This is a genomic window from Zafaria sp. Z1313 (assembly GCF_050563205.1).
Taxonomy (GTDB): domain Bacteria; phylum Actinomycetota; class Actinomycetes; order Actinomycetales; family Micrococcaceae; genus JAZDCJ01.
The window spans coordinates 48,193-72,539 of the sequence record NZ_JBNWUK010000004.1 but is presented as its reverse complement, the minus strand read 5'-3'; the positions used below and the strand labels follow the sequence as shown (position 1 = coordinate 72,539).

Annotated in this window: 19 protein-coding genes; 10 read left to right on the top strand and 9 right to left on the bottom strand. The window is 72.5% G+C overall.

Going from position 1 to position 24,347, the window contains the following annotated elements; all coding sequences use genetic code 11:
- Window positions 1-36 precede the first annotated feature (36 nt).
- The 4 genes from ACQ3I4_RS06120 (at window position 37) to ACQ3I4_RS06105 (ending at window position 5,171) form a co-directional block, all read left to right on the top strand.
- The gene (locus ACQ3I4_RS06120) at window positions 37-441 is read left to right on the top strand and encodes an L-rhamnose mutarotase (protein ID WP_430633117.1); all 405 of its coding nucleotides are present in this window, start codon (window positions 37-39) and stop codon (window positions 439-441) included.
- Window positions 438-1,610 (top strand): L-rhamnose isomerase, encoded by a 1,173-nt coding sequence (gene rhaI, locus ACQ3I4_RS06115; protein WP_430633116.1) that lies wholly within the window; start codon window positions 438-440, stop codon window positions 1,608-1,610. Before ACQ3I4_RS06120 ends, rhaI begins: the two co-directional genes overlap by 4 nt.
- A 77-nt stretch (window positions 1,611-1,687) precedes the next feature.
- Window positions 1,688-3,724 (top strand): bifunctional aldolase/short-chain dehydrogenase, encoded by a 2,037-nt coding sequence (locus ACQ3I4_RS06110; RefSeq protein ID WP_430633115.1) that lies wholly within the window; start codon window positions 1,688-1,690, stop codon window positions 3,722-3,724.
- A gap of 4 nt (window positions 3,725-3,728) precedes the next feature.
- Complete coding sequence (locus tag ACQ3I4_RS06105) at window positions 3,729-5,171, top strand: rhamnulokinase (RefSeq protein WP_430633114.1); 1,443 nt, start codon at window positions 3,729-3,731, stop codon at window positions 5,169-5,171.
- A gap of 3 nt (window positions 5,172-5,174) precedes the next feature.
- Here ACQ3I4_RS06105 and ACQ3I4_RS06100 read toward each other — a convergent pair whose 3' ends face one another.
- On the bottom strand, window positions 5,175-6,374 hold the full coding sequence (locus tag ACQ3I4_RS06100; RefSeq protein ID WP_430633113.1) for a mandelate racemase/muconate lactonizing enzyme family protein: 1,200 nt from the start codon (window positions 6,372-6,374) through the stop codon (window positions 5,175-5,177).
- Window positions 6,375-6,666: 292 nt separating this feature from the next.
- Here ACQ3I4_RS06100 and ACQ3I4_RS06095 point away from each other — a divergent pair, with 292 nt between their 5' ends.
- From ACQ3I4_RS06095 to ACQ3I4_RS06080, 4 genes are read left to right on the top strand one after another with little or no spacing between them, the layout of a single operon-like run.
- Window positions 6,667-7,596 (top strand): carbohydrate ABC transporter permease, encoded by a 930-nt coding sequence (locus ACQ3I4_RS06095; RefSeq protein WP_430633112.1) that lies wholly within the window; start codon window positions 6,667-6,669, stop codon window positions 7,594-7,596.
- A complete protein-coding gene (locus tag ACQ3I4_RS06090) occupies window positions 7,589-8,569 on the top strand; it encodes a carbohydrate ABC transporter permease (RefSeq protein WP_430633111.1) in 981 nt (326 codons plus the stop codon). The genes ACQ3I4_RS06095 and ACQ3I4_RS06090 overlap by 8 nt, the downstream gene beginning before the upstream one ends.
- 58 nt (window positions 8,570-8,627) lie before the next feature.
- Window positions 8,628-10,025 (top strand): Gfo/Idh/MocA family protein, encoded by a 1,398-nt coding sequence (locus ACQ3I4_RS06085; RefSeq protein ID WP_430633110.1) that lies wholly within the window; start codon window positions 8,628-8,630, stop codon window positions 10,023-10,025.
- 9 nt (window positions 10,026-10,034) lie between these two features.
- Window positions 10,035-10,958: an NAD-dependent epimerase/dehydratase family protein gene (locus tag ACQ3I4_RS06080; RefSeq protein ID WP_430633109.1), complete on the top strand. Its 924-nt coding sequence runs from the start codon at window positions 10,035-10,037 to the stop codon at window positions 10,956-10,958.
- Here the strand turns inward: ACQ3I4_RS06080 and ACQ3I4_RS06075 are convergent.
- The 5 genes from ACQ3I4_RS06075 to ACQ3I4_RS06055 are packed head-to-tail and all read right to left on the bottom strand — an operon-like array spanning window position 10,945 to window position 17,482.
- Window positions 10,945-12,117: a M24 family metallopeptidase gene (locus ACQ3I4_RS06075; protein ID WP_430633108.1), complete on the bottom strand. Its 1,173-nt coding sequence runs from the start codon at window positions 12,115-12,117 to the stop codon at window positions 10,945-10,947. The two genes, ACQ3I4_RS06080 and ACQ3I4_RS06075, sit on opposite strands and share 14 nt — an antisense overlap.
- On the bottom strand, window positions 12,114-14,147 hold the full coding sequence (locus tag ACQ3I4_RS06070; protein WP_430633107.1) for a DUF6807 family protein: 2,034 nt from the start codon (window positions 14,145-14,147) through the stop codon (window positions 12,114-12,116). Before ACQ3I4_RS06070 ends, ACQ3I4_RS06075 begins: the two co-directional genes overlap by 4 nt.
- Before the next feature lie 49 nt (window positions 14,148-14,196).
- A complete protein-coding gene (locus ACQ3I4_RS06065; protein ID WP_430633106.1) occupies window positions 14,197-15,084 on the bottom strand; it encodes a sugar phosphate isomerase/epimerase family protein in 888 nt (295 codons plus the stop codon).
- Complete coding sequence (locus ACQ3I4_RS06060; protein ID WP_430633105.1) at window positions 15,081-16,319, bottom strand: dihydrodipicolinate synthase family protein; 1,239 nt, start codon at window positions 16,317-16,319, stop codon at window positions 15,081-15,083. The genes ACQ3I4_RS06065 and ACQ3I4_RS06060 overlap by 4 nt, the downstream gene beginning before the upstream one ends.
- The gene (locus ACQ3I4_RS06055) at window positions 16,316-17,482 is read right to left on the bottom strand and encodes a Gfo/Idh/MocA family protein (RefSeq protein ID WP_430633104.1); all 1,167 of its coding nucleotides are present in this window, start codon (window positions 17,480-17,482) and stop codon (window positions 16,316-16,318) included. Before ACQ3I4_RS06055 ends, ACQ3I4_RS06060 begins: the two co-directional genes overlap by 4 nt.
- Before the next feature lie 145 nt (window positions 17,483-17,627).
- Here ACQ3I4_RS06055 and ACQ3I4_RS06050 point away from each other — a divergent pair, with 145 nt between their 5' ends.
- Together ACQ3I4_RS06050 and ACQ3I4_RS06045 are read left to right on the top strand one after the other, a co-directional pair.
- Window positions 17,628-18,659 (top strand): LacI family DNA-binding transcriptional regulator, encoded by a 1,032-nt coding sequence (locus ACQ3I4_RS06050; RefSeq protein WP_430633103.1) that lies wholly within the window; start codon window positions 17,628-17,630, stop codon window positions 18,657-18,659.
- A 278-nt stretch (window positions 18,660-18,937) separates the two neighbouring features.
- Window positions 18,938-20,218 carry an ABC transporter substrate-binding protein gene (locus ACQ3I4_RS06045; RefSeq protein WP_430633102.1) on the top strand — a complete coding sequence of 427 codons (1,281 nt, stop codon included), beginning with the start codon at window positions 18,938-18,940 and terminating at the stop codon, window positions 20,216-20,218.
- Window positions 20,219-20,348: 130 nt separating this feature from the next.
- Here the strand turns inward: ACQ3I4_RS06045 and ACQ3I4_RS06040 are convergent, their stop codons facing one another.
- From ACQ3I4_RS06040 to ACQ3I4_RS06030, 3 genes are all read right to left on the bottom strand, one after another.
- Window positions 20,349-21,296 carry an AEC family transporter gene (locus ACQ3I4_RS06040; protein ID WP_430633101.1) on the bottom strand — a complete coding sequence of 316 codons (948 nt, stop codon included), beginning with the start codon at window positions 21,294-21,296 and terminating at the stop codon, window positions 20,349-20,351.
- 103 nt (window positions 21,297-21,399) lie between these two features.
- A complete protein-coding gene (locus ACQ3I4_RS06035; RefSeq protein ID WP_430633100.1) occupies window positions 21,400-22,728 on the bottom strand; it encodes an enolase C-terminal domain-like protein in 1,329 nt (442 codons plus the stop codon).
- 4 nt (window positions 22,729-22,732) lie between these two features.
- The gene (locus tag ACQ3I4_RS06030; RefSeq protein WP_430633099.1) at window positions 22,733-24,346 is read right to left on the bottom strand and encodes an aldehyde dehydrogenase (NADP(+)); all 1,614 of its coding nucleotides are present in this window, start codon (window positions 24,344-24,346) and stop codon (window positions 22,733-22,735) included.
- Window position 24,347 lies beyond the last annotated feature (1 nt).

Below are 24,347 nucleotides of genomic sequence, written 5' to 3'. Positions count from 1 at the left end.
CCTTCCACCGCTCGCCGTTCCACCGAGGAGTCCCCCATGAGCCCCCGCGCATCCCGGCCGGCCCGCGAACGCGTCTGCTTCCAGCTCCAGGTCAAGTCGGGACTCGTCGACGAATACACGCGCCGCCACGCCGCGGTGTGGCCGGACATGCTCCGCGCGCTGCAGGAGGCCGGATGGGAGAACTACTCGCTCTTCCTGCGGCCGGACGGCCTGCTGATCGGCTACTTCGAGACCCCGGATCTGGCAGCGGCGCGGGCGGCCATGGCGTCCGCCGAGGTCAATGCCCGCTGGCAGGCCGGCATGTCCGGGTTCTTCGAGGACCTCGACGTCCCGCCCGACGAGGGATTCGTCCGCCTCACCGAGGTCTTCCACCTGCAGGACCAGCTCGCCGCCGTTGCGTCCACCCACCATGCCAACCCCACGTCAGGAGACACCCCATGACCGCCACGCTCCCCGCCGCCGTCCAGGAGCAGCTCGCGCTCCAGGCCATCGAGGTCCCCTCCTGGGCCTACGGGAACTCGGGCACCCGCTTCAAGGTCTTCGCCACGCCCGGAACCCCGCGTACCCCCGAGGAGAAGATCGCCGACGCCGCCACGGTCCACGCCCACACGGGGCTCGCGCCGAAGGTCGCCCTCCACATTCCGTGGGACGAGGTCGACGACTACGGCGCCCTGCGGCGCTACGCCGAGGACCTCGGCGTCGGGCTCGGCACCATCAACTCCAACACCTTCCAGGACGACGCCTACAAGTTCGGTTCCCTGACCAACTCCGACCCGGCCATCCGCCGCCAGGCGGTCGAGCACCACGTGCGCTGCCTCGAGGTGATGGAGCAGACCGGCTCGCAGGACCTGAAGATCTGGCTCGCCGACGGCAGCAACTACCCGGGACAGGCGGACCTGCGCTCACGCCAGGACCACCTCGCCGAGTCCCTGCGCACCATCTACGACGCCCTCGGCGACGGGCAGCGGCTCGTCCTGGAGTACAAGTTCTTCGAGCCGGCGTTCTACCACACGGACGTCCCCGACTGGGGCACGGCGTTCGTCCACACGCTCGCGCTCGGGGAGAAGGCCGCCGTCTGCCTCGACACCGGCCACCACGCGCCGGGGACGAACATCGAGTTCATCGTCGCGCAGCTGCTGCGCCTCGGAAAGCTCGGATCGTTCGACTTCAATTCGCGCTTCTACGCCGACGACGACCTGATCGTCGGGGCCGCGGATCCCTTCCAGCTCTTCCGGATCATGACCGAAGTGGTCCGGGGCGGCGGGCTCGACCCGGCCAACGGCGTCGTCTTCATGCTCGACCAGTGCCACAACGTCGAGGAGAAGATCCCCGGCCAGATCCGCAGCGTCCTCAACGTCCAGGAGATGACGGCCCGCGCCCTGCTCGTGGACCGGGACGCCCTGTCCGCCGCCCAGGCGGCCGGCGACGTGTTGGGCGCCCACGCGATCCTGATGGACGCGTTCCACACCGACATCCGCCCAGCGCTCGCGGCCTGGCGCGAGGAGCGCGGCCTGCCGGCCGATCCCCTCGCCGCGTTCTTCGCCTCCGGCTACCAGGAACGGCTCGTCGAGACGCGCGTCGGTGGGACCCCCGCCGGCTGGGGCGCCTGAGCGGCACCCGCGCGGACGATCCCGTGACCGCCACCGAACCCACCGTGACCTCCCTCCCACGCAAGGAACACACACCCATGACCCATCCCGCCGTCGAGGCCCTCATCGCCCGCTCCCGCCGCCTGGGCGCCGACCCCGCGAACACCAATTACGCGGGCGGCAACACCTCGGCCCAGGGCACCGCGAAGGACCCGGTGACCGGATCCGACGTCGAACTCCTCTGGGTCAAGGGCTCCGGTGGAGACCTCGGCACGCTGACTGAGGACGGCCTCGCCGTCCTCCGGCTGGACCGCTTGCGCGCCCTCCAGGACGTCTACCCCGGCGTCGAGCGCGAGGACGAGATGGTCGCGGCGTTCGACTACGCGCTGCACGGCAAGGGCGGCGCGGCGCCGTCGATCGACACCGCGATGCACGGGCTCGTCGACGCCGCGCACGTGGACCACCTGCACCCCGATTCCGGGATCGCGATCGCCACCGCCGCCGACGGGGAGGAACTGACCCGGACGATCTTCGGGGACCGGGTCCTCTGGGTGCCGTGGCGCCGCCCCGGCTTCCAGCTCGGCCTGGACATCGCCGCGCTCCAAAAGGCCAATCCGCAGGCCGTCGGCTGCATCCTCGGAGGGCACGGCATCACGGCCTGGGGCGCGACGAGCGAGGAGTGCGAGGAGAATTCGCGGTGGATCGTGGAGACCGCGGCCGGGCACATCGAGGCCCACGGCCGGCCCGATCCGTTCGGTCCCGGGATCCCGGGCTACGCCGCGCTGCCCGAGGCCGGGCGCCGCGCCAAGGCCGCCGCCCTCGCCCCCGTGATCCGCGGCCTGGCCAGCACCGACCGGCCGCAGCTCGGCCACTTCAGCGACGCCCCGGAGGTCCTGGACTTCCTGGCCCGTGCCGAGCACCCGCGGCTCGCGGCGCTCGGCACGAGCTGCCCCGACCACTTCCTGCGCACCAAGGTGAAGCCGCTCGTCCTCGACCTCCCCGCCGACGCCGGGATCGAGGAGAGCATCGCGCGGTTGCGCGAGCTCCACGCCGCCTACCGCGAGGACTACGCCGCGTACTACGCCCGCCATGCCGACGAATCCTCGCCCGCGATGCGCGGCGCCGATCCGGCGATCGTCCTGGTCCCCGGCGTCGGCATGTTCAGCTACGGCCCGGACCAGCAGACCGCCCGCGTCGCCGGCGAGTTCTACCTCAACGCCGTCAACGTCATGCGCGGGGCGGAGGCGCTCTCCACCTACGCCCCCATCGACGAGGCGGAGAAATTCCGCATCGAATACTGGTCCCTCGAGGAAGCCAAGCTCGCCCGCAGGCCCCGGCCCAAGCCGCTCGCAACGCGGATCGCGCTCGTGACCGGCGCGGCCTCGGGCATCGGCAAGTCCATCGCCGAACGCCTCGCGGCGGAGGGAGCCTGCGTCGTGATCGCGGACCTCGACCTCGAGAAGGCCCGGGCGGTAGCGGCCGGCATCGGCGGCCCCGACACCGCTGTCGGCGTCCGCGCGGACGTCACGAGCGAGGAGGACGTCGAGGCCGCCGTCGACGCCGCCGTCCTGGCCTTCGGGGGCCTGGACCTCGTGGTCAACAACGCCGGCCTGTCCCTGTCCAAGCCGCTCCTGGAGACCACGGTCCGGGACTGGGACCTGCAGCACAACGTGATGGCCAAGGGCTCCTTCCTGGTCTCCCGCGCCGCCGCCCGGGTCCTCATCGCCCAGGGGATGGGCGGGGACATCGTCTACATCTCCTCCAAGAACTCCGTGTTCGCCGGCCCCCACAACATCGCCTACTCCGCCACGAAGGCGGACCAGGCGCATCAAGTGCGCCTGCTCGCCGCCGAGCTCGGCGAGCACGGCGTCAAGGTCAACGGGATCAATCCCGACGGCGTCGTGCGCGGATCGGGCATCTTCGCCGGCGGCTGGGGTGCCCAGCGTGCCGCCGTCTACGGTGTCGAGGAGGAGTCGCTCGGCGCGTTCTACGCCCAGCGCACCCTGCTCAAGCGCGAAGTGCTCCCGGAACACGTGGCCAACGCGGTGTTCGCCCTCTGCTCGGCGGACCTGTCCCACACCACGGGCCTGCACGTCCCCGTCGACGCCGGCGTCGCCGCCGCGTTCCTGCGGTAGCGCCGTGGAGGCCCTCTACGCCGCCGTCGACATCGGCGCCTCCTCCGGCCGGGTGGTCCTGGGCCGGGTCGGCGCCACCGCCTCCCTGGAGGTCGTGCACCGCTTCCCCCACGGCGTCGTCGAGCGCGGGGGCTCCCTCCGCTGGGACCTCGAGGAGCTCTACGCGCAGGTCCTGGCCGGGCTGCGGCGCGCGGGGGAGGCCGCCGCCGCGGCGGGCGGGCGGATCCGCAGCATCGGGATCGACACGTGGGCCGTGGACTACGGCCTGCACCGCGGCGGGCGCCTGACCGCGCCGCCGCACGCCTACCGCGATCCCCGCACGGAGTCCGCGGTCGCGGCCGTGCACGCGCGCGTTCCCCCGGCGGAGCTCTACGCCGTGAACGGGCTGCAGTTCCTGCCGTTCAACACGCTCTACCAGCTCGCCGCGGAGCCGGAGCTCCACGGGCTGACCGCGCTGCTCATCCCCGATCTGCTGGCCTACCGGCTGACCGGCCGGGCGCGGACCGAGTCCACCAACGCGAGCACCACGGGGCTGCTGGAGGCCGCGACGGGGCGCTTCGCCGCCGGGCTCATGGAGAGGCTCGGGATCCCGGAGTCCCTCTTCCCGCCGCTCATCGATCCCGGCGATGCGTACGGAGGACTGCTCCCGGAGGCCGCCGCGGCCGCGGGCCTGGCCGAGGGCACCGCCGTCGTCGCCGTCGGGTCGCACGACACGGCCAGCGCCGTGGCCGCGGTCCCGGCCGGTTCCGGGCCGTTCGCCTACGTCTCCTCCGGCACGTGGTCCCTCGTCGGCGTCGAACTGGAGGCGCCCGTCCTGACCGAGGCCGGCCGGGCCGCGAACTTCACCAACGAGCGCGGCGTCGACGGGACCATCCGCTACCTGCGCAACGTCGGAGGGCTCTGGCTGCTTTCGGAGAGCCTGCGGCAGTGGGCGGCCGACGGCGTTGACGTCCCGCCGCTGCCGGAGCTGCTGGCCGCGGCCGCGGCCCTGCCGGCGGGCGGGCCGCTCGTCGACCCGGACGACGCCGGGTTCATCGCGCCGGGCGGCATGGTGGAGCGGATCCGTGCCGCGGCCGCCCGGGGTGCGGGAGATCCGGGGGACGACGCCGGGGCCCCGCCCCTGGATCCCGCGCCGGCCGCCGTCGTCCGCTGCATCCTGGATTCGCTCGCGGCCGCCTACGCGCGCACGATCGCCCGGGCGGCCGGGCTGTCCGGCGTGCGGCCTGAGGTGGTGCACATCGTCGGCGGCGGATCCCAGAACGCCCTGTTGTGCCAGCTCACGGCGGACGCCACGGGACTGCCCGTGCTCGCGGGGCCCGTTGAGGCGACGGCGATGGGCAACATCCTGGTCCAGGCCCGGGCGGACGGGGTCCTGGGCGGCGGCCTGGCCGCGCTGCGCCGCGTCGTGCGGGACTCGATCGAGCCCGTGTGCTACAGCCCGGGGTGAGCCTCAGCCCGAGGCGACCGTCCGGCGTCGGACCAGGTGCCGGGCCAGGACGTCCTCGTCCGGCGTGAAGCCGAGGCCGGGGGCGTCCGGCAGCGCGATCTCCGGCCCGGCTCCGTGGAGCGCATGAAGCCGTTCGGGCCAATCGAGGAACGGCACCTCGAGGCGCACGTGCTCCGGGAGGGTGGCGACGAGCTGCGCCGTCGCGGCGAGCGCGGGACCGTAGTAGAAGCAGTGCGGCACGACGTCGACGCCGAGCCGCCGCCCCGCCTCGACGACGCGCAGCAGCGAGGTGATCCCGCCGATCTTGCCGACGCTCGGCTGCGCCACCGCAAGCGCGCCCGCCTCCATCGCGGCCACGAGGCCGAACTCCCCGGAGGCGTTCTCACCGGCGGAAATCCGGCCGTGGGCGCGGTTGAGCCGGGCGAGCGCGGCCGCGTCGTCCGGCGGGAACACGGGCTCCTCGAGCCACGCGATGCCGCTCGGCGCGAAGTCCCGCAGCGCCTGGGCGGCGCCGGCCTCGTCCCAGCGGCAGTTCACGTCGACCATCAGCGGCGCCGCGGGCCCGGCCGCCTCCCGCGCGGCGGCGACGGCCGCGGGGGTGGACTCGTGGAGCTTGAACGCGCCGAACCCGGCCGCACGGGCGCGGCCCACGTGGTGCGCGACCTCGACCGGATCCTCGCCGTAGTGGACGAGCGAGGCGTAGGCGCCGATCCGGTCCCGGGCCGCCGGGTCGACCAGGCGGCGCAGCGGGACGCCGGCGCGCTGCGCGGCAAGGTCCCACAGGGCCGTGTCGAGCGCGGAGAGCGCGTAGTGCACGGGACCGGTGCGGCCGAACGCGTGGAAGGCCCGCTCGGCGGCGCGGTGCACGGTGGCGGGAGCCGCGGACCGCCCGAGGGCGAAGGGTCCCACGAGCTCCTCGAGCGCGGCCCAGCTCGCGGGGTTGACCTTGTGCCCGAACGCCTCGCCCCAGCCGCTGCGTCCGTCCGCCGTGGCGACGCGGACCATGAGCGACTCCATCCGCGTGAAGGCCTGCGAGGAGGCGTTGAACGCGTCGACGCTCTCGTGGCCCGGGCCGTGCCGGCGCCCCGCCGAGAAGGGGAGCGAGACCAGGAGGAGCTCGACGCCGGTGATGGCGGGCGCGTGGAAGGTGCCCTGCGCATGCGGCGCGTCGGAGTCGTGGTGTTCGGCGGAGGCGTGGGGCACGGCGGGGCTCCTGAGGTGGCGGGGAGGGTGCCCCGACCCTATGACGCCCTCCTCGGGGGAGTCCAAGCCCGAAGCGGCATGGGGTGATACCCAAACGGCATCCTGCGGCCCCGGATAAAGTGATTGACGTCATAGGCCTGCGTCACATACCTTGGATGCAACCCGTTGGAAACCGCTTTCCCATCATGCCGGACACGGCATGTCCCACCCGAGGAGACCAGCCCATGCTGATCCAGACCACTACACAGGACGCTGCGCGGCACGGCCGCGCCGCCGTCCGAAGGGCGGCGTCGTGAGCGTCGTCGGCGAGCTGTCCCGCCTCCGCACCGGCAAGGGCGCCGGCCCGGTCAAGCACAAGGACAACAAGGCAGCCTACCTCTTCCTGCTGCCCTGGCTGATCGGGCTCGTCGCCATCACGCTCGGGCCCATGCTGATGTCGCTGTACCTGTCCTTCACGGACTACAACCTGCTGCAGGCCCCGCAGTGGATCGGCTTCGAGAACATCATCCGCATGATGGAGGACGCGCGCCTGCACAACTCGCTGCGCGTCACGTTCGTCTACGTCCTCGTCGGCGTACCCCTGCAGCTCGTCGCGGCCCTCGCGATCGCGCTCCTGCTGGACCGCGGCATGCGCGGCCTGGCCCTCTACCGCTCCGTGTTCTACCTTCCCTCGCTGCTCGGTTCCTCCGTGGCCATCGCGGTGTTGTGGAAGCAGATCTTCGGCACCACGGGACTCGTGAACCAGTTCCTGGCCATGCTCGGGATCGAGGGACCCGGCTGGATCTCCAACCCGGACACCGCGCTGAGCACGCTCATCCTGCTGCACGTGTGGACGTTCGGCTCGCCCATGATCATCTTCCTGGCCGGGCTGCGGCAGATCCCCTCGATGTACTACGAGGCGGCCTCGATCGACGGCGCCACCAAGGTGCGCCAGTTCTTCAAGATCACGCTGCCGCTGCTGAGCCCCATCATCTTCTTCAACCTGGTCCTGCAGATCATCGGAGCCTTCCAGTCCTTCACGCAGGCGTTCATCATCTCCGGCGGCAAGGGCGGCCCGAGCGACTCCACGATGTTCTTCACCCTGTACCTCTACCAGCAGGGATTCGGCCGCTTCGACATGGGCTACGCCTCCGCCATGGCCTGGCTCCTCGTGCTGATCGTCGGCGCCTTCACCGCCATCAACTTCCTCGCCTCCAAGTATTGGGTGTTCTACGATGACTAACCAGACCGCGATCCCCGCCACCACGTCCGCGTCCGACGCCGCCCTCGCGGCGTCCGCCGCCACAGGGTTCGACGGCGGCTCCGGCCGCCGCACGGATCCCGCCGCAGATGCGCTCAAGGAGCGCCAGCGCAAGACCGACGCCGCCAAGGCCCGCGTCCGTTCGATCGTCAAGCACACCGTGATGATCGCCGCCGGCGCCCTGATGATCTACCCGCTGCTGTGGATGGTGGTCAGCTCCCTGCGGCCCTCCGACGTCATCTTCCGCGAGCCCGGGCTCTTCCTGCAGACGTTCGAGTGGGAGAACTACACCGACGGCTGGAACGCCCTGTCCCACCCCTTCAGCCACTTCATGCTGAACTCGGCGATCGTGGTCCTGGGCTCCATCCTCGGCAACCTGGTCTCCTGCTCCATGGCGGCCTACGCGTTCGCCCGGCTCGAGTTCCGGTTCAAGAAGACCTTCTTCGCGCTCATGCTCATGACGATCATGCTGCCGATCCACGTGATCATCGTTCCGCAGTACATCATGTTCAGCCAGCTCGGCTGGGTGAACACCTTCCTGCCGCTCATCGTCCCCAAGCTGCTCGCGACGGACGCGTTCTTCATCTTCCTCATGGTGCAGTTCATCCGCGGCATCCCCAAGGAGATGGACGAGGCTGCCCGCATCGACGGCGCGGGCCACCCGCGCACCTTCCTGCAGGTCATCCTGCCGCTCATGGTCCCCGCCCTGGCCACCACCACGATCTTCACGTTCATCTGGACCTGGAGCGACTTCTTCTCCTCGCTCATCTACCTGACCGACCCGGACATGTTCACCGTGCCCGTCGCCCTGCGCACCTTCGTCGACGCCACGGGCGAATCCAACTGGGGCGCCTTGTTCGCGATGTCGATCGTGACCCTGCTGCCGGTGTTCATCGCCTTCCTCATCGGCCAGAAGTTCCTGGTCAAGGGCATCGCGACCACCGGCATCAAGTAGGCCCGGTCCCGCCCTCCCACTCCGCCCCGCCCGTCCAGCAGAAGAGGATCCCTCCACCGTGAGCCCCACCGAGACCCCCCGCGCCGTGCCGACCCCCGGTGAGCGCCGCACCCGCTACGTGATCGTCGGCACCGGCAACCGCTGCCAGATGTACATCGAGGCCATCCTCGGCGAACACGCCGACGTCGCCGAGCTCGTGGCGCTCGCAGACACCAACCCCGGACGCGTCGAGTACTACACCGACGTCATCGAGCAGACCCACGGCGCCACGATCGGCTCGTTCGATCCCGCGGAACTGGCGGCCTACGTCCGCGGGAACGGGATCGACGCCGTCGTCATCACGACCCCGGACTTCACCCACGCGGACCTCGTCTGCACGGCGCTGGAGGCCGGCGCCGACGCGATCGTCGAGAAGCCGCTGACCACCACGGCCGTCCAGGCGCGACGCATCGCCGAGACCGTGGAGCGCACGGGGCGCCGCGTGACCGTGACCTTCAACTACCGCTACTCCCCGAGGAACACCGCCCTGAAGGCCGCGCTGCTCGAGGGCGCGGTCGGCGAGGTCACCTCGATCGACTTCTCCTGGATGCTGGACACGGTCCACGGCGCGGACTACTTCCGCCGCTGGCACCGGGTCAAGGAGAACTCGGGCGGCCTGCTCGTGCACAAGTCCAGCCACCACTTCGACCTGGTCAACTGGTGGCTCGACGACGCCCCGGACCGCGTCTACGCCGCAGGCGGCCTCCGCTTCTACGGCGCGGAGAACGCGGCCGCCCGGGGCGTGGACCCCGGGGCCGGGCGCGGCACCCGCGACGGGTCCGACGCCGATCCGTTCGCCCTGGACCTGCGCAGCGACGCCCGCCTGGCGGGGCTGTACCTGGAGAACGAGCACCACGACGGCTACCGGCGGGACCTGAACGTCTTTTCCGAGGGCATCACGATCGAGGACAACCTCGCGCTGACGGTCGGCTACGCCCGCGGTGCCGTCCTCAGCTACTCCCTCAACGCCCACAGCCCGTGGGAGGGCTACCGCGTGGCCGTGAACGGAACGGAGGGCCGGCTCGAGCTCGAGGTGGTCGAGCGCGCCGCCGTGCTTCCCGCCGCCGGCGGCTCTCCCGTGGACCCGTCCGTCACGGAAGACGGCCAGGACGGGCGCGTCCGATCCCGGGGAGAGCGCCTGGTCCTGCACAGGCACTGGGAAGAAGCGCGCGAGCTCGAGATCGTCAACGGCGAGGGCTCCCACGGCGGAGGGGACCGGCTGCTGCTGGCCGACCTCTTCCGGGGCCCCGGGCTGGATCCCTTCCGCCGTCCCGCCGGGCTCGCGGACGGCGTCGCGGCGATCGCCGTCGGCATCGCGGGCAACGAATCGCTCGCGACGCGGCTGCCCGTCTCGATCGCGGATCTCGGCCTGGACCGGCTCGCCGTTCCCGCGGCCGCATCCGTCGCCGCCCGTTAGGAGGACGAGATGCCGACAAGCACTGGAAGGATCCTGGTCACCGGAGGGTCCGGCCGGCTCGGCCGCAGCGTCGTCGCGGGGTTCGCCGCGGCGGGCCATGACGTCCTCAGCGTCGACCGCGCGGCGCCGGCCGATCCGGTCGACGGCGTCGAATACCTCGACGTCGACCTCCTGGACGCCGACGCCACGGTGGCGGCCTTCACGGCGGCGGCACCGTCAGCCGTCGTCTCCCTCGCCGCGATCGCGGTGCCGTTCAGCGCGCCCGAGGCGGTGATCCTGCAGACCAACGCTGGGATCGCCCACAACGTCACCGCGGCCGCCGTCGCCGCGGGCGCCTCCAAGGTCGTCGTCGCCAGCAGCCCGTCCATCATGGGCTACGGCTCGCCGGCCGGCTGGGTTCCGCCCCGGCTCCCGCTCGACGAGGACGTCGTCCCGCGGCCCTGGCATGCCTACGGCCTGTCCAAGCACGTCGCCGAGCAGGTCGCGGCGATGTTCGCCGCCGCCCACGGGGACGCCATCCGCTTCGCGTCCTTCCGGCCCTGCTACGTGATCGCACCCGAGGAATGGCGGGGTGCTCCGACCCAGCAGGGCCACACCGTCGCCCAGCGCCTCGACGACCCGTCGCTCGCGGCGCCCGCGCTCTTCAACTACGTCGACGCGCGCGACGTCACCGACTTCCTCCTGCTGTTGCTGGAGAAGATGCACCTCATCGAGAACGGGGAGACGTTCTTCGTCGGGGCCGCGGACGCCCTGGCCCGCCGGCCGCTCAACGAGGTTGTGCCGGAGCTCTTCCCCGAGCTGGCGGAGGTCGCCGCGGGGCTCGGCGGCACCTCGCCGGCCTTCAGCATCGACAAGGCCCGCCGCGTCATCGGCTGGGAGCCGAAGCGCAGCTGGCGCACCGAGCTCGCGATCGCCTCCGTCAGGGATTCCTGAGCACGGCCGGGCGGGCGAGGCCCTCGACGTCGACCACGGGCCACCGCGGATCGACGCTGAGGGCCTCGATGCCGTCCGTTCCCAGCAGGACCGTGTCCTCGACCTTGGCGCCGGGCGCCGACGGGTTCCAGGCGAACGCCTGCCCCGCGGCGACGACGTCCGCCACTCCCGGGGCCAGCCGCGGATCGCGCCCGTTGTAGCCGGCGGCGCCGCCCTGGTGGTGCCGGGTCCACTCGTCGTCGGCGAAGCCGTGCCGGGGGTAGGCTGCGCGCAGCACGTCCAGCAGGGAGGCGAGGGGAACGCCGGGGGCCAGGGCGGCGAAGACGTCGGCCTCGACGCGCAGGATGGCCTCGTCCGCTTCTTCCTCGCGCGCGACGGTGGGGCCGAAGGCGACCCAGCGCGTGACGTTGGCGATCAGTCCGGCCCGGCGGGCGCAGACCACGGCCATGGCCCGGCGGCCCAGCGGGCCGTCCGTGGGCAGCGGGTGGCGGTGGGCGAGCCGCTCGGTTCCGGCCACGAGCAGCACCACGGGATCGGCCCCGCGCTCGATGAGGCCGGCGCCCAGGCGCGCCGCGACCGCGCGCTCCGTGGTGTCCGGGCCCACGCCGCTCAGGACGTCCGTCAGTACTTCCGCGGCGTCGCGGCACAAGGCGCGGTAGCGGGCCAGTTCGCCGGGAAGCAGAACGGCGCGGGCGGCCCGCAGCTCGACGGCGGCGTCCTCCTCCGCGATCAGGCGCCGGCCGGCACGGTCCGGACCGGTGACGTGCCGGCCGGTCGTGGAGGCCTCGAAACCAGGCCACCAGGCCGCGGGATCCAGGGAGCCGTGCCAGGGGATGCGGTGCAGGGACAGCGGGAACCCGCCCGCCAGTTCGACTCCTTCCAGCTCTCCTCCTCCCAGTTCCTCGCCCGCCAGCCGCCCGGCCTCGTTGGCGAAGACCCCCAGCTCGGCGCCGTCGCGATGCACCACGAGGCGGGCGATGGGCGGCCCGGCGAGGCTCACGTGCGTGCGCGCCCCGTCGAGGTACCAGGCGAGGGACGCGGGTGAGGCCAGCTCGATCGCCTCCGCCCCGCGGGCGTCGAGGAGGGCCGTGATGCGGGCGTGCTTGGCGACGCGGTCCCGGGTCGTCCCGGCACGGTCCGTCGTGGCCTCGGCGCTCATCGCCGGGCCCCCGCGGCGACGCCGGACCAGTCGAGCGCCTCGACCGCGGCGCGATCCAGCCGCCCGTCGAGCACGAGGACGCGCACGGAACGGGACACGGGTGCGCCGGGGGAGGCCACGACGGGCTCCTCCCAGGCGATCGAGCGGCCGATCCCCGGGTAGCCGGAGCAGCGGACGAACCACGGGTCGTCGTCCGGCGCCGCGAACACGAGCGTCGCCTCGGAGCCGGAGCCGGAGCCGGAGCCGGGACCATCCGGGCCCCGGAACACGGCGCTCACCGCGAGCCAGGGGGCCACGCTGCCGTGCACCGCGTCCTCGCCGGAGTCCTGCGCCGTGAAGACCTCCACGTCCTCGAGCTCCGGCAGCCGCCAGAAGAACCCGCCGTAGCCGCCGCGATCGCGGCCGTTGGATCCGGGGCTTCCCAGCGACACGGCCCCTGTCCCTGCGGGGGACAGGGCGAAGTCCAGGCCGAACTCCCAGCCTCCCGCGGCCGGCACCGCGGTGACGGTGCGCTCCTCGGCCAGCTGCGCCCCGCCGTCGTACCCGTCCCAGCGCAGCCGCGCGGCGAGCCGGGACCCGCCGCCGAACGGGGCGATGGACTGCGACTCGGTGGCGATGCGGCCGTGGTCGGCGCGCCAGACGTAGCGGCCGGCGGCGCGCGTGTAGGTCCGTCCGCCCCAGTAGTTGCTCCCGTCGACGTCCTGAAGGGCCACGCCGGCGCCGAGGTGCCACGTGTGGTCGAGGGGCTGCTGCGCGGTCACGACGGTGCCGGCGAGGGTGCGGACCGGGTGCAGGAAGGGGCGGGGCGAATTCGTGGGGGCGATATCGGCGCCCGTGCGCACCTCGGCGACGACGGTTCCGGCGACCTCGAGGGACCCCGAGACGGCGGCGGGGCCCGCCCAGGGCGCGCCGAGCGAGGCGAAGGAGGCCTGGGACTTCACGGCGCGGTCCAGGTACCCCGCGATCCCGGGGACGACGGGGTGGCGCTCGGCTCCCTCGCCGTGCTGCTCGAGGTGCTCCGCCGCGATCGGGGACGGGTCCGGGGCCGTGCGGATCGCCTCGAGGACGCGCATGAACGCGCCCGCGGAGGCCAGGGGGCTCAACAGCGCGGGGGACCGGCCCGCGCGGACGTCGAGCAGGTCCTCGAGCAGGTTGGTCCGGCCGTAGGCCGTGGTCTCTACGGCGCCGTCGGGACCCGTGACCGTGAGCTCGTCGCGCGTGTAGTGCAGCACGGCGGTGCCTTCGGTGCAGAAGAGCGTGATGAACGGGTCCTCCTGCACGGGGGCGCAGAGCGTGAGCGCGCACGTGAGCGGGATGCCCGCGGCGGTGCGCAGGCGGATCGTCGTGGTGTCGTCCGCCTCGATCGCGTGCGCGTGGAACAGCTCGAGCTCGAGCTCCTCGACGTCCGCGGGCCCGCGGGCGCCGGCGAGAACCAGGGCCGTCTGCACGGCGTGGGCCAGCGGATTCGTGGCGACGCCGTCGACCACCTGCACGCCGTCCAGGACGCGCTTGCCGGCCCAGGGCGCGCGCGCGTAGTACCCCTCGGTGCGCAGCCAGGCCCCCGTGGCGCCCACGGCGCGCAGCGTCCCGATCCGGCCCGAGGCGAGCAGCCAGGCGATCGCGGGCAGCGCGTGCGAGCCGAGGGACTGGAACCCGACCTGGACCAGGCGGCCGGCGTCCGCGGCCGCCCGCTCGAGGGCATGGAACTGCTCGAGCGTCGCCGTCGGCGGCTTCTCCACGAGCAGGTCCGCCCCGAGCGCGAGGGCCTCGTGGCCGAGTTCGGCGTGCGTCGCGATCGGCGTGGAGACGATGACGACGTCGGGGTGGATCCCCGCCACCGCGGCCTCGCCGAGGGAGGCGAAGACGGGCACGCCCTCGCCCACCACCTCCGGCCCGGGATCGCGGTGGTCGATCCCGGCGGCGAAGCGCAGCCGGCCCTCGCCGGCCAGGCGGTGCAGATTGGCCAGGTGCTGTCGGCCGAAGCCGTTCAGGCCCACCAGGACGACGGCGGGGGCGGGGGTCTCGCTCATGGGTTCCACTTCCGGTTCGGGGGCCGAGGGGTCGGTCGGGGCGGGCGGGTCAGACCGGGACGGCCGCGTGCAGGGCCGGCAGGACCAGCTCCGCGTAGCGTTCGCGCATCGTGGCCAGGGTCAGCGCGGCGTCCTGGGTGTTGACCTCTTCGTTGAAGATCTCCACCTCCACGGGGCCGCGGTAGCCGGCCTCGGCGACCCACGCCGAGACGGGGCCGAAGTCGATGTACCCGTCGCCCATCATTCCACGGGACTTCAGGGCGTCCGCGGCGATCGGGAGGTTGAAGTCGCAGACCTGGTAGCTCGCCAGGCGCCCCTCCGCCCCGGCCCGGGCGATCTGCCCGCGCAGCTGCGGATCCCACCACACGTGGAAGGTGTCCACGACGACGCCGACGGTCTCGGCCGGGTGCGGAGCCGCGAGGTCCAGGGCCTGGCCGAGCGTGCTCAGCACGGCCCGGTCCGCCGCGTACATCGGATGGAGCGGCTCCAGGACGAGCCGCACGCCGTGTTCGGCCGCGTAGGGCACGAGCTCGGCGATCCGGTCGGCGACGCGCTCCCGCGCCGCGTCGAGGCCGCGGTCCTCCCGGTCCCCGGCGCCGCCGAGGACGTGGGCCGCCGCGGGCAGCCCGCCGACGACCATGATCAGTTCGGAGGTGCCGAGCGCCGCGGCCTCGCGGATGGCCGCGCGGTTGGATTCGAGGGCCGCCGCCTGGCCGGCGGGGTCCGATGCCGTCAGGAAGCCGCCCCGGCACAGCGTGGACACGGTGAGCCCGGCGGCGGAGACGATCCGCGCCGCGGCCTCGGCGCCCCCGGCGTCGGCGACGAGGTGCCGCCAGACGCCGATGTGCCCGAGCCCGGCCTCGGCGGTGTGGCGGACGGCCTCGGCGAGGGTGAGGTTCGGCGTCGTACCGGTATTCAGGGACAGTTCGAAGCTCATGCGGCTCCTCCGGTTTCCAGCAGGGCGCCCATCCGGCGGGCGGCGAGTTCGGGATCGAGCAGGAGCCCGGCCTGGTCCGCCAGCGTGAACACGCGGACCAGATGCGGCAGCGAGCGGCCGGCGTGGAGGCCTCCAACGAGCTGGAAGCCGGACTGGTGGCCGTTGAGCCAGGACAGGAACGCGACGCCGGTCTTGTAGTAGTAGGTCGGTGCGGCGAAGATCTGCCGACCCAGGTCCTGGGTGGAGGTCAGGATGGCGCGCCCGCGCTCGGCGTCCCCGGCGTCGTACGCCTGCAGGGCCGTCGACGCGGCGGGATAGATCGCCGCGAAGATGCCGAGCAGGGCGTCCGAGTGGTGCGTTCCGTCGCCGTGGATCAGTTCCGGGTAGTTGAAGTCGTCGCCCGTGTAGAGCCGGACGCCGGCCGGGAGCTGGGCGCGCAGCTCGACCTCGTGCCCCGCGTCGAGGAGGGAGACCTTGACACCGTCGACCTTCTCGGCGTGATCGCGGATGAGGTCGAGGAACGTCGCGGTCGCCGCGGCCGTGTCCTCCGAACCCCAGTACCCGGCCAGCGCGGGATCGAACATGGTGCCGAGCCAGTGCAGGACGACCGGCCGGGAGGCCTCGCGCAGCAGGCGGCCGTAGACGTCGAGGTAGTCCTGCGGGGTCGACGCCGCGCGGGCGAGGGCCCGGGAGCACATGAGGATGACCTTGGCTCCGGATTCCTCGACGACGGCGAGCTGCTCCAGGTAGGCGTCCGCCACGGCGCGGAGCCCGTCCGCGCCCGGCGTGATGCCGGCGGGGTCGAGCTGGTCGGTCCCGGCGCCGCAGGAGACCAGGTCGCGCACCGACTTGCCCTCCAGCTCGGGGCGGCGTTCGGCGACGACCGCCGCGGCCTCCGCTGCGGAGCGCCGGATGAGCTCCCGCGTCGCGGTCCAGTCCAGGCCCATGCCGCGCTGGGCTGTGTCCATGGCGTCGGCGACGCCGAGCCCGTAGGACCACAACTCGTGGCGGTAGGCCAGGGTCGCGTCCCAGTCGAGGTCGGCCGGGGAGCCGGGGGTGTTCTCGGCGTCCATGCGCGGGACGACGTGGGCCGCCGCGTAGACGTTGCGCGAGGTGATCGGCGCGGTGGGCCGGGTCCATTCACCCGGGGCGGAGAGGCGGTAGCTGCGGGGTGCGCCGTCGGCCGAGGGCAGGAGCAGCGTGGGGAGCCCGGTCGTGGCGGTCGCGGCGGTCACAGCACGATCTCCGGGATGTCGAAGGTGCGGCGCTCGGCGGCCGAGCGAAGCCCGAGCTCGGCCAGCTGGACGCCCCGGGCCGCGGAGAGCAGGCCGAAGCGGTGCTCGCGGCCGGCGGCGACGTCGGCCAGGAACTCCTCCCACTGCCGCTTGAAGCCGTTGTCCAGGTCCTCATTGGCCGGGACCTCGAGCCACTGCTCGCGGAAGGACTCGTTGACCGGAAGATCGGGGTTCCACACGGGCTTGGGGGTGTGGGCGCGTTGCTGGGCGACGCACTTGTTCAGGCCGGCGACGGCGGATCCGTGGGTGCCGTCGATCTGGAACTCGACGAGCTCGTCGCGGTAGACGCGCACCGCCCAGGAGGAGTTGATCTGCGCGGTCACGGGGTCCCCGGCCGGGGTCTCGAGCTCGAAGATGCCGTACGCGGCGTCGTCGGCCGTGGCCTCGTAGGCGTTGCCCTGCTCGTCCCAGCGGACCGGGATGTGGGTCGCCGTGTGGGAGGTGACGGTCTTGACCTGGCCGATGATGCCCTCGAGGACGTAGTTCCAGTGGCAGTACATGTCGGTGGTCATCGATCCGCCGTCGGCGAGGCGGTAGTTCCAGGACGGCCGCTGGGCGGACTGGACGTCGCCTTCGAAGACCCAGTAGCCGAACTCGCCGCGCAGGGACAGGATGCGGCCGAAGAAGCCCTCGTCCACGAGGCGGCGCAGCTTGACGAGGCCCGGGAGGTAGAGCTTGTCGTGGACGACGCCGGCCGTGACGCCGGCGGCACGGGCCTGGCGGGCCAGGTCGACGGCCTCGTCCAGGGTCTCGGCGGTGGGCTTTTCGGTGAAGAGGTGCTTGCCCGCGGCGATGGCCTTGGACAGGGTCGCGTGGCGCAGGCTCGTCATCGAGGCGTCGAAGACGATGTCGACGGTGGGGTCGTTGATGACGGCGTCGAGGTCGGTGCTCCAGTGCTCGACCTTGTGGAGGCGGGCCAGCTCCTTGATCTTGTCCTCGTTGCGGCCGATCAGGATGGGCTCTACCTGGACGACGGAGCCGTCGGCCAGCGTGATGCCGCCCTGCTCGCGGATCGGCAGGATGGAGCGGAGCAGGTGCTGGCGGTATCCCATGCGGCCGGTGATGCCGTTCATGGCGATGCGGAGAACGCGGTTCTCAGGCATGGTGGGGACTCCTACGACGAGTGGAATAGAATGGGGAAATAGGTGGGAATGCGCTTTCCACGGTAATCTCGAGAGGTTCGATGTGTCAACTGTCACAAACGGGACGAGTGGGTCCGCCTCGGTGGGCCGGAAGGCGGTTTCTGCCATGGTCGTGCGTCTTGCCGACGTCGCGAAGGAGGCCGGGGTCTCCCAGGCCACGGCCTCGCGTGTGCTCAACGGATCCTCGCGCAAGCCCGCGGAGGTCATCGCCGACCGCGTGCGGGAGGCCGCCGAGCGACTCGGCTACTTCCCCAACGCGCAGGCCCAGGCGCTCGCCCGCAGCTCGGCCGGCCTCGTCGGCCTGATCGTGCACGACATCGCCGACCCCTACTTCTCCTCCATCGCCCGCGGCGTCCAGCATGGACTGGCCGGCACGGGCTACCAGCTGCTGCTCTCGAGCACGGACCGCGACGGCGAGGCCGAGCTCGCCGCGGTCCGCGCCTTTATGTCCCACCGCACGGACGGCATCCTGCTCGCGGGCTCGCGCGGGCTCGAGGACGACGACGTCCTGGCCGCCGCGATCGGCCGCTACCAGGACAACGGCGGACGCGTGGCCATGATCGGCCAGCCGCTGCCCGGCGCGGGAGGCATCGAGGTCGACAACGCCGGGGCCGCCGGGCTGCTGGCCGACGAGCTGCTCGGGCTCGGGCACCGCCGCTTCGCCGTCCTGGCGGGAGATTCCTCGCTCGTCACGGCCCGGGACCGTGTCGAGGGCTTCGTCGGCCGCCTGCGGGAGGCCGGGTTCGAGCCCGAGGCGGTGCTCGAGGGCGCCTTTACGCGGGACGGCGGCCATGCGTCCCTGCGGGAACTGCTCGAGGCCCTGCCCGTGGGGGCCGGTGCGGAGCAGTTGTGCGTGTTCTGCGCCAACGACGTCATGGTGCTCGGCGCGTTGACCGCGCTCCGCGAGGCGGGCCTCAGGGTGCCGGACGACGTGGCGATCGCCGGTTTCGACGACATCCCCACGCTCGCCGACATGCATCCGTCGATCTCCACCGTCCGGCTCCCGCTCGAGGAGATGGGGCGGTCCGCGGGCGAGCTGATCCTGGCCGTCGCCGGAGTCGGAGAGCGCTCGGTGGTCGTCGGCGAGCCCGTCCTGCGGGAGAGCACCGCCCGCGTCGAGCGGCGCGCCACGGCCTGACGCCGGTGGCCGTGGCGCCCGCGGTGGACGGCGGAGGGTGCCGCGACGGCTTCGGCGCGGCACGCCGGGGTGCGAGTCGCGGCGTGGATCGCTCGATGCACAAAAGGTAACGGGGTGGAGGGGGTTGAACGCTTGACCCGTGATGGCGGTCACATCTACATTGTTGGAAACCGCTTTCCCAGCTCGGTGCGACGCCCGGCCGGGGAAGGCGTCCGGCACCGTTCGGTCCCGCGCTCGACGACCACCCCGCACGCTATGAACTCAACGAAGAGGAACCCATGAAGACTTTCACTCGACTGGCCAGGATCTCCGCCGTGGCGGCGGCCTCGGCGCTGGCCCTGACGGCCTGTGGCGGCGGAGGCGGCACGCCCTCGGCCGATGGCGAGGTGACCCTGCGCTTCTCCTGGTGGGGCTCCGAGTCCCGCGCCGCGACCACGCAGAAGATCATCGAGGCCTTCGAAGCCGAGAACCCGGGCATCAAGGTCAAGGGCGAGTTCGGCGACTGGGGCGGCTACTGGGACAAGCTCGCTACCCAGGTCGCCTCCAACGATGCCCCCGACATCATCCAGATGGACGACAAGTACCTCCGCGAGTACGCCGACCGCGGCGCGCTCCTGGACCTCGAGGGCGTCGACGTCTCCAAGTTCGACGAGGCGGCGATCGAGAACGGCCGCACCGACGAGGGCCTGTTCGGCATCACGACAGGCATCAACGCCATGACCATGGTCGCCAATCCGGCGATCTTCGAGGCCGCGGGCGTTCCGCTTCCGGACGACGAGACGTGGACCTGGGACGACTTCGCCGACATCACGCGCCAGATCACCGAGAACGTGGACGGAAAGTACGGCGCCACCGGTCCCAACGAGCCCGCGGGCTTCCAGTTCTGGCTGCGCCAGCACGGCAAGTCGCTGACGACGGCGGAGGGCGAGCTCGGCTTCGAGGCCCCCGAGGCCGTCTCCTACCTCGAGATGCTGCTCGGCCTGATGGAGAACGGTTCGACCCCGTCGGCCTCCGGCATCGCCGAGGACCAGTCCCCGGGACCGGACCAGTCCCTGACGGGCACCGGCGTGGCGGCGCTCGGCATGTGGTGGACCAATCAGCTCAACGCGCTCTCCGGCGCCTCGGGCGAGGAACTCGTCCCGCTGCGCTTCCCGGGCATCTCCGGCGAACCCGGCGGGGCGGACATCTTCTACAAGTCCTCCATGTTCATGTCCGCGACGAACCGGACCAGGCATCCGGAAGAGGTCAAGAAGTTCATCGATTTCATGGTCAACTCCGAGGAAGCGGCCATGCTGAACCTGGCCGACCGAGGCCTGCCGTCGAACCTCGAGGTCCGCGAGAAGGTCGTGGCCACGCTCGAGGGCGCCGACGCCCGCTCCGCCGAGTTCATCGCGGACATCGAGGACGAGGTCGGCGAGGCCGAGGCCATCCCGCCGATCGGCTTCAGCGGGCTGCAGGACATCCTCTACCGCTACGAGCTCGAGGTGTTCTTCAAGCGGCAGACGCCGGAGCAGGCGGCCGAGAACATGATCAACGAGATGCGCTCCGAGCTCTCCTGATCCGCGGAAACCCCCAACCCGGGACCCGGCGCGGCGGCCTTGGCTGGTTCGCACCCCTCACCGCCGCGGCGGGTCCCTCCGGTAGGCCAAGGGCCGGTTCCCCCGGGAACCGGCCCTTGGCCTGTGCGGCCTACGAGAGCAGGAAGGCCGCGAGCAGGATGGCCGGGAAGGCGAGCAGGGAGCTGAGGAGGATCACGTCGCGGGCGAGCAGGGTCGGCATCCGGAACTGCGCGGAGAACAGGAACACGTTCTGCGCCGTCGGCAGGGCCGCCATCACGACGACGCCGAGCAGCTCCACGCCGTCGAGGCCGAACGCGAACCGGGCCAGGAGCCAGGCCGTGAGCGGCATGACGGCGAGCTTGACGACGGTGGCCAATGCGACGTCGGCTGCGAGGGAGCGTTGGGAGAGGGGCGCCTGGCCGCGCAGGCTCATGCCGAAGATCAGCAGCAGCATCACGATCGAGGCGTTGCCGAGCATCTGCACCGGCGTCCAGACCACGTCCGGGAGGCGCCACCCGGACAGCGACAGGAGGACGCCGGCCGCCGTCGCCACGGTCACGGGGTTCGCGAAGGACCGGGCGAGGCTGCCCCACAGGGCTCCCCGTCCGGCGTCGTCCGCCTCCGGAGAACGGCGTGCGCACCAGGAGAACACCGCGAGGTAGACCGGCGCGACGACGAGCAGCTGGGCGAGCAGGACGGCGACCACGGGCGCGGCGCTGCCGACGGCATAGAGGGCGATCGGAAGCCCGATGTTGCCCGCGTTGACGTAGGACGCCGCCATCGCGCCGACGGCGGTCCGCTCGGCCGGGCGCCTCAGGGCGAACCGGGAGACGACGGCGTACGCGAGTCCCGCCGTCGCGGCCGTCGCGAGGGCGATCGGCGTGTAGACGCCGGCCACCGAGGCCAGGTCCGTCTCCGCCATGAGCATGAGCATGAGGGCCGGATTGGTGATGTAGTAGACCGCCGGCGTCATGCCCTCCTGCATGGCGGCCGCCCGGGACGGCACGAGCGCCGCCGCCGCGAAGCCTGCCAGCACGATGAACAGGACCACCCCGAATCCCATGAGCACTCCGTCCATGGCGCTTTCCTCTCGGCTCGGGGCCTCGGCAAGGAGCCGGACCCGGCGAAGCCCCGCCCCCGCGGATCTGCGGGGACGGGGCGTGGCGTATAGGGTGTTCTTCCTAGCGCACCAGGCACGGCCGCTTCGGGTCGAACTGCCAGTCCGGGACCAGGTACTGCATGGCGACGGCGTCGTCGCGGGCGCCGAGGCCGTGCTCGAGGTAGAGCGCGTGCGCCGCGTCGAGCCGCTCGCGGTCCAGCTCGATCCCCAGCCCGGGGGCGTCCGGGACGCGGATCTCGCCGCCCTCGATGCGGAGCGGATCCCGCGTGAGACCCTGCCCGTCCTGCCAGATCCAGTGGGTATCCAGTGCGGTGATCTCGCCCGGGGCCGCGGCGCCGACATGCGTGAACATCGCCAGGGAGACGTCGAAGTGGTTGTTGGAGTGCGAGCCCCACGTCAGGCCGAACTCCTTGCACAGCTGGGCGACGCGGACGGAGCCGGCCATGGTCCAGAAGTGCGGATCAGCCAACGGGATGTCGACGGCTCCCGCGCGGACGGCGTGCGCCATCTCGCGCCAGTCGGTGGCGATCATGTTGGTCGCGGTCGGCAGCCCGGTGGCCCGGCGGAACTCCGCCACCACTTCACGGCCGGAGAAGCGGCCCTCCGCGCCGCACGGATCCTCCGCGTACGCGACGACCCCCTGCATGCGCCGGCCCAAGCGGATCGCCTCCTCGAGGAGCCAGCCGCCGTTGGGGTCGAGCGTGATCCGGGCGTCGGGGAAGCGCTCCTTGAGCGCCGTCACGGCGTCGACCTCGGCGTCGCCGGACTGGACGCCGCCCTTGAGCTTGAAGTCCTGGAAGCCGTAGCGTGCCTGCGCGGCCTCCGCGAGCCGGACGATGGCCTCGGGTGTCATGGCTTCCTCGCGGCGCACGCGTTCCCAGGCGTCGGCTCCGTCCGGCTCCCGCAGGTACGGCAGGTCCGTGGCGTCGGGGTTCCCGACGTAGAAGAGGTAGCCGAGCATCGGCACGGAGTCCCGCTGCTGGCCGTCGCCGAGCAGCTCGGCGACGGGGACGCCGAGGAACTGCCCGTGCAGGTCCAGCAGGGCGGACTCGAGCGCCGTCACGGCGTGCACCGTGGTGCGCAGGTCGAAGGTCTGCAGCCCGCGCCCGCCCGCGTCGCGGTCGGCGAAGGCCGCGGCGACCTCGCGGAGCAGGGACCGGAACCGGGCCACGGGGCGTCCTGCGACGAGTGCGCCGGCCTCCTCGATCGTGGAGCGGATCTTCTCGCCGCCCGGGACCTCGCCGAGCCCGGTGCGGCCGTCGGAGTCCGTGACGATCACGATGTTCCGCGTGAAGAAGGGGCCGTGGGCGCCGGAGAGGTTCAGCAGCATCGAGTCGTGCCCCGCGACGGGCACCACCTCGACGCCGGCGACGACGGGAGCCTGCGCCATGCCGCTACCGCCCCTCGTTCTCGGCGGAGACCTCGACCGTGCCGTCGACGCGGCGGTTCAGCCCCCAGGGGTTGGCCTCGCGCAGCGGTTCGGGCAGGAGGGCGTCGGGGAGGTTCTGGTAGGCGACCGGGCGGAGGAATCGATCGATCGCGAGGGTGCCGACCGACGTCGTCCGCGAGTCCGAGGTGGCCGGGAAGGGGCCGCCGTGGACCATGGCGTGGCCCACCTCGACGCCCGTCGGCCAGCCGTTGGCCAGGATCCGGCCTGCCTTGCGCTCGAGGACGGGCAGCAGCGGTGCGGCCACGGCGTGGTCCTCATCCGTCAGGTGCAGCGTGGCGGTGAGCTGGCCCTCGAGGCGGCGCGCCGCGGCGACGAGCTCGGCGGCGTCCCGGTAGCGGATGATGAGCGATGCGGCGCCGAAGATCTCGGCGTGCAGGACCTCGTTCGCCAGGAACGTGGGCACGTCGGCCCCGAAGACCGCGGGTGCCGGGGCGTTCTCCGTCCCTCCTTCGGTCCCGCGGCCCACGAGTCCGACGCCGGACTGGGCGCCGAGCGCGTCGACTCCCTCCGTCCACGAACCGGCGATGCCGCGGGTCAGCATGGTCTGTCCGGGGGCCGGGGCGATGGCTCGGCCGACGGCCTCCACGAACGCGTCTCCCCGCGCGCCCGCGGGCACGAACACGAGCCCCGGCGCGGTGCAGAGCTGGCCGCTGGACCCGGTGACGGAGCCGATGTAGGCGGTGGCGAGGGCGTCGAGGTCGCCCGCGAGCGCCCCGTCGAAGAAGAACACCGGGTTGATCGAGCTCATCTCGGCGTAGACCGGGATCGGTTCCGGGCGCGCGGCGGCCGTGGACATGAGCGCCGTGCCCGCGCCGCGGGATCCCGTGAAGCCGACGGCCTTGATCACGGGATCGGCCGCGAGGGCCTGGCCGACGCTGGCCCCGGGGCCGTAGATCAGGGAGAAGACGCCCGGGTGCAGCTCCAGATCGCGGACCGCGTCGGCGATCGCGTGGCCGACGATCTCGCTCGTGCCCGGGTGCGCGTTGTGGGCCTTGAAGACCACGGGGCAGCCGGCGGCCAGGGCCGAGGCGGTGTCGCCGCCCGCCGTGGAGAAGGCGAGCGGGAAGTTGCTGGCCCCGAACACGGCGACGGGACCCAGCGGGATCTTGCGCTGCCGGATGTCCGCACGGGGCAGCGGCGTCCGGTCCGGTCGGGCGGGGTCGATCCGGACCCCGCGGTGGTCTCCCTGGCGGACGACGGCGGCGAAGAGCCGCAGCTGTCCCGTGGTGCGTCCGCGCTCGCCGGTGAGGCGGGCCTGCGGCAGCCCCGTCTCCTGCATGGCGCGGGCGACGAGCTCGTCGCCGACGGCCTCGATGTTGTCGGCGATCCGCTCCAGGAACGCGGCGTGCGTCTCCGGGTCGAGCGTGCTGAAGGACTCGAACGCTTCCTCGGCGGCCGCGGTCGCCCGGGCCAGCTGAGAAGCATCGATGAGCGTGTAGGCGGGCTCGAGGGCCTCGTTGGTGGCGGGGTCGAAGCCGTTGACGGTCCCGTTGGTGCCGGGCGTCTCGGTGCCGGCGATGATCGAGTGGCCGGCGAGGGTGGCCTGCGTGGTGGGCATG